General features: G+C 72.2%; 7 protein-coding genes. 5 read left to right on the top strand and 2 right to left on the bottom strand.

The genetic code is table 11. The annotated features are described in order from the left end of the window. The coding region (locus tag AB0F81_RS37045; RefSeq protein ID WP_360205226.1) for a hypothetical protein at positions 1–2,013 on the bottom strand (2,013 nt) is incomplete at its 3' end. 1,982 nt (positions 2,014–3,995) lie between these two features. On the opposite strand from AB0F81_RS37045, the gene AB0F81_RS37040 reads away from it, so the two are divergent. Genes AB0F81_RS37040 through AB0F81_RS37030 form a run of 3 tightly spaced genes read left to right on the top strand, consistent with a single transcriptional unit; the run spans position 3,996 to position 6,596 of the window. Then, the gene (locus AB0F81_RS37040; protein WP_360205274.1) at positions 3,996–4,847 is read left to right on the top strand and encodes an ABC-2 family transporter protein; all 852 of its coding nucleotides are present in this window, start codon (positions 3,996–3,998) and stop codon (positions 4,845–4,847) included. After that, positions 4,840–5,640 (top strand): ABC-2 family transporter protein, encoded by an 801-nt coding sequence (locus AB0F81_RS37035; protein WP_360205223.1) that lies wholly within the window; start codon positions 4,840–4,842, stop codon positions 5,638–5,640. Before AB0F81_RS37040 ends, AB0F81_RS37035 begins: the two co-directional genes overlap by 8 nt. After that, entirely contained in the window at positions 5,637–6,596 is a 960-nt protein-coding gene (locus AB0F81_RS37030) for an ATP-binding cassette domain-containing protein (RefSeq protein ID WP_360205221.1), read from the top strand. The genes AB0F81_RS37035 and AB0F81_RS37030 overlap by 4 nt, the downstream gene beginning before the upstream one ends. On the opposite strand, the gene AB0F81_RS37025 is transcribed toward AB0F81_RS37030, so the two are convergent. Beyond that, the gene (locus tag AB0F81_RS37025) at positions 6,580–7,134 is read right to left on the bottom strand and encodes an XRE family transcriptional regulator (RefSeq protein WP_360205218.1); all 555 of its coding nucleotides are present in this window, start codon (positions 7,132–7,134) and stop codon (positions 6,580–6,582) included. The genes AB0F81_RS37030 and AB0F81_RS37025 overlap by 17 nt on opposite strands. A 65-nt stretch (positions 7,135–7,199) precedes the next feature. On the opposite strand from AB0F81_RS37025, the gene AB0F81_RS37020 reads away from it, so the two are divergent. Together AB0F81_RS37020 and AB0F81_RS37015 are read left to right on the top strand one after the other, a co-directional pair. Continuing rightward, positions 7,200–7,913 carry an AzlC family ABC transporter permease gene (locus AB0F81_RS37020; protein WP_360205215.1) on the top strand — a complete coding sequence of 238 codons (714 nt, stop codon included), beginning with the start codon at positions 7,200–7,202 and terminating at the stop codon, positions 7,911–7,913. Beyond that, on the top strand, positions 7,907–8,265 hold a 359-nt coding region (locus tag AB0F81_RS37015; RefSeq protein ID WP_360205212.1), incomplete at its 3' end, for an AzlD domain-containing protein. The genes AB0F81_RS37020 and AB0F81_RS37015, both read left to right, overlap by 7 nt.

Raw genomic sequence — 8,265 nt, 5'->3', positions numbered from 1 at the left:
AACCGAGGCGGTCGCTGGGCCGTCTGTCTCGACGACTACGGCGTCAACGATGTCCGCATCGCCCGCGGAGGTCGTCGCGTGATCTGTCTCGACGACGACGCCTTCGACGATCTCCGCCTCGACCGTGGCGGTCGCTGCTTGGCCCGCCTTGATCGTGGCGGTCTCTGCGGGATGCGTCTCGACCGCTACGGCCTCAACGGCGTCCGGCTCGACCGTGGCGGTCTCCGCGTGGTGAGTCTCCACCGCTACGGCCTCAACGATGTCCGGATCGGCCGTGACACTTCCGGCGTTGTTCGCCTCGACCGCTACGGCTTCGGCAGTGTCCGTTTCAACCGTGAGGACCTCGGTGGCATCCACCTCAGCCGCGCGAGCTTCCGTGAGGTCCGTCGTGGCAGCGAATGGCTCGGCAGCATCGGCCGCGATCGCCGAAGCCTCCGCGGATTCCGCAGCGATCGAAGCGTCGGTGGCTTCCGCATCCTGGTGATCCGCAGGCGTCGCCTCCTGCGCGGGCTCGACCCGTTCGGTGCCTTCGATTTCCGGGACAGCGAGCGTCGCAACCTCGTCGGCCGAAGTGATGTCCGCATCCGAGGTGAGCGAATCCTGGGATACCGGGGTCTCTTCGGCGGCCTGGATCTCGATAGCGGGTTCGGCCTCGGCCTCTTGATCGACCTGGGCCTCGATGTGAGTCTCGGCCCGGGGCTCGGCCTGGGCCTCGATCTCTTGATCGACCTCAGGCTGGGCCTGGACCTCCGCCGCGTTCTCCGCGTCGAACTCGGCCTCTTGGTCGGCCTTGACCTCGACCTGGGCCTCGATCTCTTGATCGATCTCGGCCTGGGCCAGAACCTCCGCCGCGGCCCCCGCGTCGACCTCGACCTCCGCGTCGACCTCGGCGTCTTGGTCGGCCCCGACCTCGACGTCGGCCACCGCATTTTGGGCAGCCTCGGCTACGGGCCCGGCCTCCTGGTCAGTCTCGGGCTCCTGATCGGCGTCGTCCGATTCGATGGCGGGAGCGAACCAGCCCTGCGGGTGGACCGGAGCCACCTCGGCTTCCGGTGCCGGTTCGGCTTCCGCGACCGGGGTGGTCGCGCCCAGGCCGCTCATGGACAGCAGCCAGCCCAAACCGTGCGGTTCATCGGCCGCGGGAGTGCCCTCGGTCTCTACCCCGGCGGCAGGTTGCGACATTTCCGGCGTCGTTGTCCCGGTTGCCGCGTCCGCGACGAGCGGAGTACCACTCGGCGGTGTAACCGCGTCTTCCGCAAAGGCCGATCCACCAGCGTGTTCCGCAAAGGCCGATCCACCAGGATGTTCTGCGAAGGCCGATCCGCCAGGGGGTTCTGCGAAGGCCGATCCGCCGGTGGGCGTGACGGTCTCGTCGGCATAGACCGGTCCGCTGGACGCCGGACCTGCCTGGTCGGCGTAGGCCGGGCCTGCCGGCGAGGCGACCGCCTCGCCACGGAAGCCCTCACCGGCGGCCGGAATGCCCGGTTCGGCCATGCCGTGCGGCGCACCGGTCACCGGAGCGACATCACTGAACGGTGGCGCAGTGACCGGCTCGCTCACCGACGCGTAACCGGTGTGCCCAGCAAAGCCGACGTCACCCGCATCAGACTGCGCTGCGGCCGGCTCGTGCCATCCGTGCCGTGCCGGGGCATCGTGGCCTGGCTCCGCGACGTACTCGGACGCGTGCATACCCACCCGGCGCGGATCGATCGCCTGGGTGCGCTCGCCCGGGTGGTGGGCGGCTTCGTGCCCGATCCGGCGCGGATCGAGCGGGCGAGTCTGGTCCTCCGGAATGCGTGCCGTGTCCGGCTGCGCCGGGTGCGCCGGCCCATGAACGGCAGCGTGGCCCGATCGCCGCGGGTCGAGGGGCCGGGTCGGCTCCCCGGACTGCGGCAGTTCCCCGGAGACGAACTCACCGAAGTTCGACCCACCGACCGCCGGCCCGGAGACCGACGCTGCGCCGGCAGGACCGGACACCGGCGAGATCTCCGCATGCTCGTCGAACGTCCCCAAGCCGCCACCCGAGACAGGCGCGTGGCCGGAAATCGTTGCTTCACCGGAAACGGACGCGTAGCCAGAGGCCGGCGCTCCGCCCGGAACGGGCGCGTGACCCGAGGTGGGTGCGCTGCCTGAGACGGGCGCGTGACCCGAGGTGGGTGCGCTGCCTGAGACGGGCGCGTGACCCGAGGTGGGTGCGCTGCCTGAGACGGGCGCGTGACCCGAGGTGGGTGCGCTGCCTGAGACGGGCGCGTGACCCGAGGAGGGCGCACTGCCGGGAACGGGCGCGTGGCCCGAGACGTGCGCGCTGCCGGAGACCGGCGCATGGCCGGAGACCGGAACGGCCGAGCCGGCCTCGGCCTGGGACACCGGGCCGCTCGGCCCGGACACGGGCGCGACAGGACCGGAGGCCGGGGTAGCCGTGCCGGGGTAAGCCGGCGCGCCACCAGCACCGACCTGCCCGGGAACCGGGTAGCCGGTAGGCGGAGTGACCCGTGTGGGCTGCGGCGCCGGGCGCGCGGCGGCCGGGCTGTTCCGCTCCTGCGGAACCGGGCGCAGGTTGAACGGCCCTTCCTGCCCATGACCACCCGATCGGCGTTCGTCGGTGTAGGCAGGGAAGGCGTCCGGAGGCGCAGGCCGGGCACTGCCGTAAGCGGGCCCAGCGGGCGAAGTCGGCCCCGGCATTGGGCGGCCATCCGGCCCCTGCCGAGGAATGTGCTGTTCAGGAGCCTGCCGGCGACCCTGATAGCCCGGGTCCTGATCAATCCGCGGCCGCCCAGGCACGGACCCGACGGCCGCACCCGGCGCCGGCGGACGCGGGAACCGCCCGTCCGGATACGACGGCGCCCCCGGCCCACCCGCATGCTGCGGCGGCCGAGGCCCACCCTGCTGCGGCGAAAAAGCCCCGCGATGCTGGGGGACAGGCCCGCCATGCTGAGGCCCACCATGTTGCGGGGCGGACCCGCCCTGCTGTGCAGAAACGGACCCACCGCGCTGTGAAGCAGGCCCACCGTGCTGCGAAGGAATGGGTCCGCCGTGCTGCGAGCCAGGCCCGCCGTGCTGCGACCCAGGTCCGCCGTGCTGCGAGCCAGGCCCGCCATGCTGCTGCGGCACCGGCCCGCCATGCTGCTGCGATCCAGGTCCACCGTGCTGCGACCCAGGCCCGCCGTGCTGCGAGCCAGGCCCGCCGTGCTGCGGCCCAGGCCCGCCATGCTGCGGCCCAGGCCCGCCATGCTGCGCCGGCCGAGGACCACCCGGCGGGTACGGCCCGGCCGGCGGCACCGGCCCACCAGCCCCCGCCTGATGCGAAGCCGGCGAAACCGGCCGCGGCCCATACCCCTGCTGCTGCTGCGGCCCCCGCCCCCACTCAGACCCACGCCCCGGCGACACCGGCGCCACGGGCGTGGCCCGCCCCGAAGCCCCATAGACCGGCCCCGACCCGCGCCGTTGCTCCGGCGCCGGCTGGCGGTCGTCGACGTGGTCGTGCATCCGGACCGGCCGGTTCCAGGACGGCTCGTCGCGCGGCTCTTCCGGCCAGGTCGGCGGTGGCACCGGCGCACCGCTCACCGACGCGCGTCCCCGCCCGCGACCGTCGCCGCCGCTGACCGGCGCGGATCCGCTCACCGGCGCGGCGCTGATCGGCGCTGCGCTGACGGGCGCCGCACTGACCGGCGCGGCGCTGCCGTTGGACGCCTCGTAGACCGGCGTGTGCACAGCCTTACGGCGTCCCTGGTCACCGGGGTATCGCTGACCCGGCAGCGGCTCCCACTCCCAGGTGATCTCGTACACCCAGGCGGGTTCGTCATCCCAGCTGTCCGCACCCGGCCGGGAGCTCCAACCGTTCATCGGGCACCCAGCGGGCTGCCCGGCGATTGGCAACGCTCCGTCACGGCGAACTCCACCTTGTCAAAAATCGTGCCGCGTCCGGCCGGGGACCCGGGTAGAGTCGCCCGGCTCCGTCGCGAGGGTTTCGAGAGGAGATTAACGGCGTGGACCGGATCGACGCCAGGGTGCTGACGATCTCTCGAAACGGTCCGTTCCGCGGCTCGGCTACAACTTTCGGTGCGCTGATCGGGTCGGGTTTCCGGCGGTACGCGACCTACCGGCAAGCCACCATAGCCGGAACGTTCACCAACACGGTCTTCGGCTTCCTCCGCTGTTACGTGCTGCTCGCGGTGGCTGCGGGCGCGGCCGGGCACACACCGGCGGGTTACGACGCCGAACAGCTGGCGACGTACGTCTGGGTGGGCCAGGGTCTACTCAGCGTGATTGGCATCTGGGGCTGGACCGAGCTGGCCGACCGGATCCGGACCGGTGACATCGCGGCCGACCTGTTACGTCCGGTCTCCCCGGTGACCAGTTATCTCGCCGCTGACCTGGGCCGGGCGCTGCACGCGATGCTGACCAGGTTCGGCCCGCCGGTGCTGGTCGGGGCGATCTTCTTCCCGTTGCACACGCCCACCCGGTGGCAGACCGTTCCGCTTTTCACACTTTCCGTCCTGTTCGCCGTGATGATCTGTTTCGGCTGTCGGTATGTCGTCAACGCCGCGGCGTACTGGCTGCAGGACGCCCGCGGCCCGATCATGGTGTGGACGTTGGGCTCGGGCGTGCTCGGCGGCCTCTACTTCCCGCTGCGGCTGCTGCCCGCAGAGATCACCGTGGCGCTCACGGTGTTCACGCCGCTGCCGAGCCTGCTGCAGACCCCCCTGGATGTGATCTCCGAGCGGGACGGTCCGGCGTTGCAAGCCGGACTGGTCGGTCTGCAGGCGGTCTGGGTGGTGCTGATGCTGGCGCTCGCCGCGTTCGTGCAGCGCCGGGCCGAGCGGCGCCTGGTGGTGCAGGGTGGGTGAGCTGCGGGCGTACGCGAAACTGGCCGGCGCCCAGTTCCGGTCGGTGACGTCCTACCGCACGTCGTTCCTGGTCGAGGTGTTCGCCAACATGGGCGCCACGGTCTTCGACGTGATCACCGTGTTCGTGCTGTTCCGGGCCACCCCCGAGGTCGGTGGGTTCAACCTGCAGCAGGCGGTGCTGGTGGTCGGTCTGAGCTCCTCCGGGTTCGCGCTGGCGGACATGCTGGTCGGCAACGTCGACGGCCTGAAGAACTATGTGCGGGCCGGCACTCTGGACGCGGTGCTGGTCCGGCCGCTGCCCGCGCTGCCGCAGTTGCTGCTGATGGACATGCCGCTGCGGAAGGCGCTGCGCGTGGTGTTCGGCTTCGTGGTGCTGGGCGGTGCGGTCGCCGTGAACGACATCGACTGGACGCCGGCCCGGCTCGTCCTGATCGTGGCGGCGCCGGTCGCGGCCTGCGTCTTCTTCGGTTCGATCTTCGTGATCAGCGCGAGTCTGGCCTTCTGGTGGGTCGATTCCGGTCAGATCGGCAGCGCCTTCACCTACGGCGGGCGGGACTTCACCTCGTACCCGATGACCGTTTACGGCGGCTGGTTCCGGGCGCTTTTCGCGTACGCTCTCGGGTTTGCCTTCGTCGCCTATCAGCCGGCGCTGGCCCTGCTGGGCCGGGCCGATCCGCTCGGCCTGCCGGCCTGGGCCGGCTATGTCTCTCCGCTCGTCGCGCTCGCCGCGGCGGCTGCCGCCGCCGGCGTCTGGCGCGCCGGTATTCGCCAATATCGGAGCACAGGCTCATGATCGAGATGCGCGAGCTGCGCAAAGACTTCACGGTACGGGTGAAGGCGGGCCGTTTCCGCCGACAGCGCCGTGTGGTTCCCGCCGTGGACGGGGTGAGTCTGACCATCGAGTCCGGTGAGATGGTCGGCTACATCGGCCCGAACGGTGCCGGCAAGTCCACCACCCTGAAGATGCTCACCGGCGTGCTCACCCCCTCCAGCGGTGAGGTGTCCGTTTGTGGTCTGACGCCGGTGCCGCAGCGCACCCGGCTGGCGCTGCGGATCGGGGTCGTTTTCGGTCAGCGCTCGCAGCTGTGGTGGGATCTGCCGCTCGGCGAGTCGTTCCAGCTGCTGCGGCACATCTACCGGGTGCCGGCCGCCGACCATGCGGCCCGCCTGCGCCGCTGCCGCGACCTGCTCGACCTGGACGAGTTCCTGGACACCCCGGTGCGCCAGCTCTCGCTGGGCCAGCGGATGCGTGGCGAGCTGACCGCCGCCCTGCTGCACGGCCCCGAGGTGCTCTTCCTGGACGAGCCGACCATCGGGCTGGACGTGGTGAGCAAGCAGGCGGTCCGCTCGTTCCTCGCCGAGCTGGGCGCGACCGGCGACGTGACCCTCGTGCTGACCACGCACGACCTGGCCGACATCGAGCGTCTCTGCGAGCGGCTGGTGGTGATCGATCACGGTCGCGTGGTGCACGATGGGACGATCGAGGCGCTGCACGCCCGGTACGGGTCGCGCCGCAGCCTCGTCGCCGACCTGGAGAGGCCGTTGCCGAAGGACTTCGTGCTACCCGGCGCCACCCTGGTCGGGGTCGAGGCGGAGCGGCACCGGGTGACCTTCGCGCTGGAGTCCGCCGGTGCCGGGGCGGTCGTGGCGGGGCTGGTCGCGGCCGTACCCGTGCGTGATCTTTCGCTGCTCGAACCGGACATCGAGGATGTCGTGGCGAAGCTCTACCGCACTACCGGTGCTCCATGATCAGCACGACCCAGGCGGGTTCCAGCGCCTCGTAGCGGTGCGGCACGTCGCCCGGGAAGGTCACGTAGTCGCCCGGCCCCACCTCGACCGGCTCGTCGACCGGGCCGGTGCGGAGCCGGCCGGAGCCGACCACGATGTGCTCGATGCTGCCCGGGATGTGCGCTTCCGCCTCGCGGGCCTCGCCGGGCTCCAGCTCCATCAGGTAGATGTCGCGCCGGGTGTGCGGCGCGCCGGTGGCGAGCAGCGTGGCCACCAGGTCGGCCCGGTCGGCGCGCAGCCGGGTGCCCTCGCCGGCGCGGATGACGCGGACCGGTGACGGCGGCGGCTCGATCAGCCGGCTGAACGGGACGCCGAGCGCGACGCCGAGCGCCCACAGCGTCTCAATGCTGGGGTTGCCGGCGCCCGACTCCAGCTGGGAGAGCGTGGATTTGGCCAGGCCCGCCCGGCGGGCCAGCTCGGCCAGGGAGATCCCGGCCCGGTCGCGTTCGCGGCGCAGGGCGGCGGCGATCAGGGCCAGCGGCGGTGCCGGCTCTTGCATGTTCGCTCCATCGGTCGCATCGTTCGATTTGACGAACGCTCCGCATTCGTTCAGCATATCGAACCATGGGTACGGTAAATCGAACGCTCCGGGACGTCGCCGCGCTGGCCGCGGCGACTCTCGCGGTGGGCGCGTCGTTCGGCGCCATCACCATCGCGTACGGCCTGCCGGCGTGGCTACCCGTCGTCATGTCGGTCCTGATCTTCGCCGGTGGCGCTCAGTTCCTGGCCGTCGGCCTGCTCGCGGCCGGCAACCCGCTCGCCGCGGTCGTCGCCGGACTGCTGCTCAACGCCCGGCACCTGCCGTTCGGTCTGGCCGTCGCGGACACCATCGGCCCCCGCTGGCGGGACCGGCTGGTCGGCAGCCACATCATGACCGACGAGACGGTCGCGTTCGCCCTGGCCGAGCCGGATCCCGCGCGTCGCCGCCGGGTCTACTGGACGGTCGGCGCGACCCTCTTCGTCACCTGGAACACCGGTGTCGTCCTCGGTGTCCTCCTCGGCGGCGCGGTCGGGGACCCGAACGCGCTCGGCCTCGACGCGGCCTTCCCGGCCGGCCTGATCGCCCTGATCCTGCCGTCGCTGCGCGACCGGGACACCCGTCGGGTAGCCCTCGCCGGCGCGGCTGTCGCGGTCCTGCTCACCCCGGTGCTCCCGGCGGGCCTGCCGGTGCTCTGCGCCCTGCTCGGCCTGCTGACCCTGGTCCGCCCGTCCCGTCGCCGTCCGCCGCCGGCCGCCTCCGGAGCTGCCGGAACCGTCGCTGAGGAGGCACGATGCTGATCGCCGCGATCCTGGCGCTGGCCGTGGGGACCTACGCCATCAGGTTGAGCGGCGTGGTGCTGCGCGACCGCCTGGAACTCTCCGGCTCGCTGCAACGGCTGCTGCCGATGGCGGCGACCGCGCTGCTGGCCTCGCTGGCCGGCACGGCCGCGCTGATGGCCGGCAGCGAGTTCGCGGGGATGGCCCGCCCCGCCGGGGTCCTGGTCGGGGCCCTGCTGGCGTGGCGGCGGGCGCCGTTCGTCGTCGTGGTCGTCGCCGCGGGCCCGGCCCCGGCCGGGCGGCCCCCCCCCCGGGCACCCGCGCCCCCCCAAACCCCCCCAACCCCACCCCCCCCCCCCCCCCCGCAACGGAA

Origin of the sequence: Actinoplanes sp. NPDC024001, assembly GCF_040638955.1 — a bacterium.
In the GTDB taxonomy this organism is placed as follows: Bacteria; Actinomycetota; Actinomycetes; order Mycobacteriales; family Micromonosporaceae; genus Actinoplanes.
This window is presented reverse-complemented; position numbering and strand designations above follow the sequence as displayed.

Bases quoted from the DNA above. Each gene is read 5' to 3' on its own strand.
- AB0F81_RS37030 (WP_360205221.1), top strand. From the start codon at position 5,637: ATGATCGAGATGCGCGAGCTGCGCAAAGACTTCACGGTACGGGTGAAG.
- AB0F81_RS37025 (WP_360205218.1), bottom strand. From the start codon at position 7,134: ATGCAAGAGCCGGCACCGCCGCTGGCCCTGATCGCCGCCGCCCTGCGC.
- AB0F81_RS37020 (WP_360205215.1), top strand. From the start codon at position 7,200: ATGGGTACGGTAAATCGAACGCTCCGGGACGTCGCCGCGCTGGCCGCG.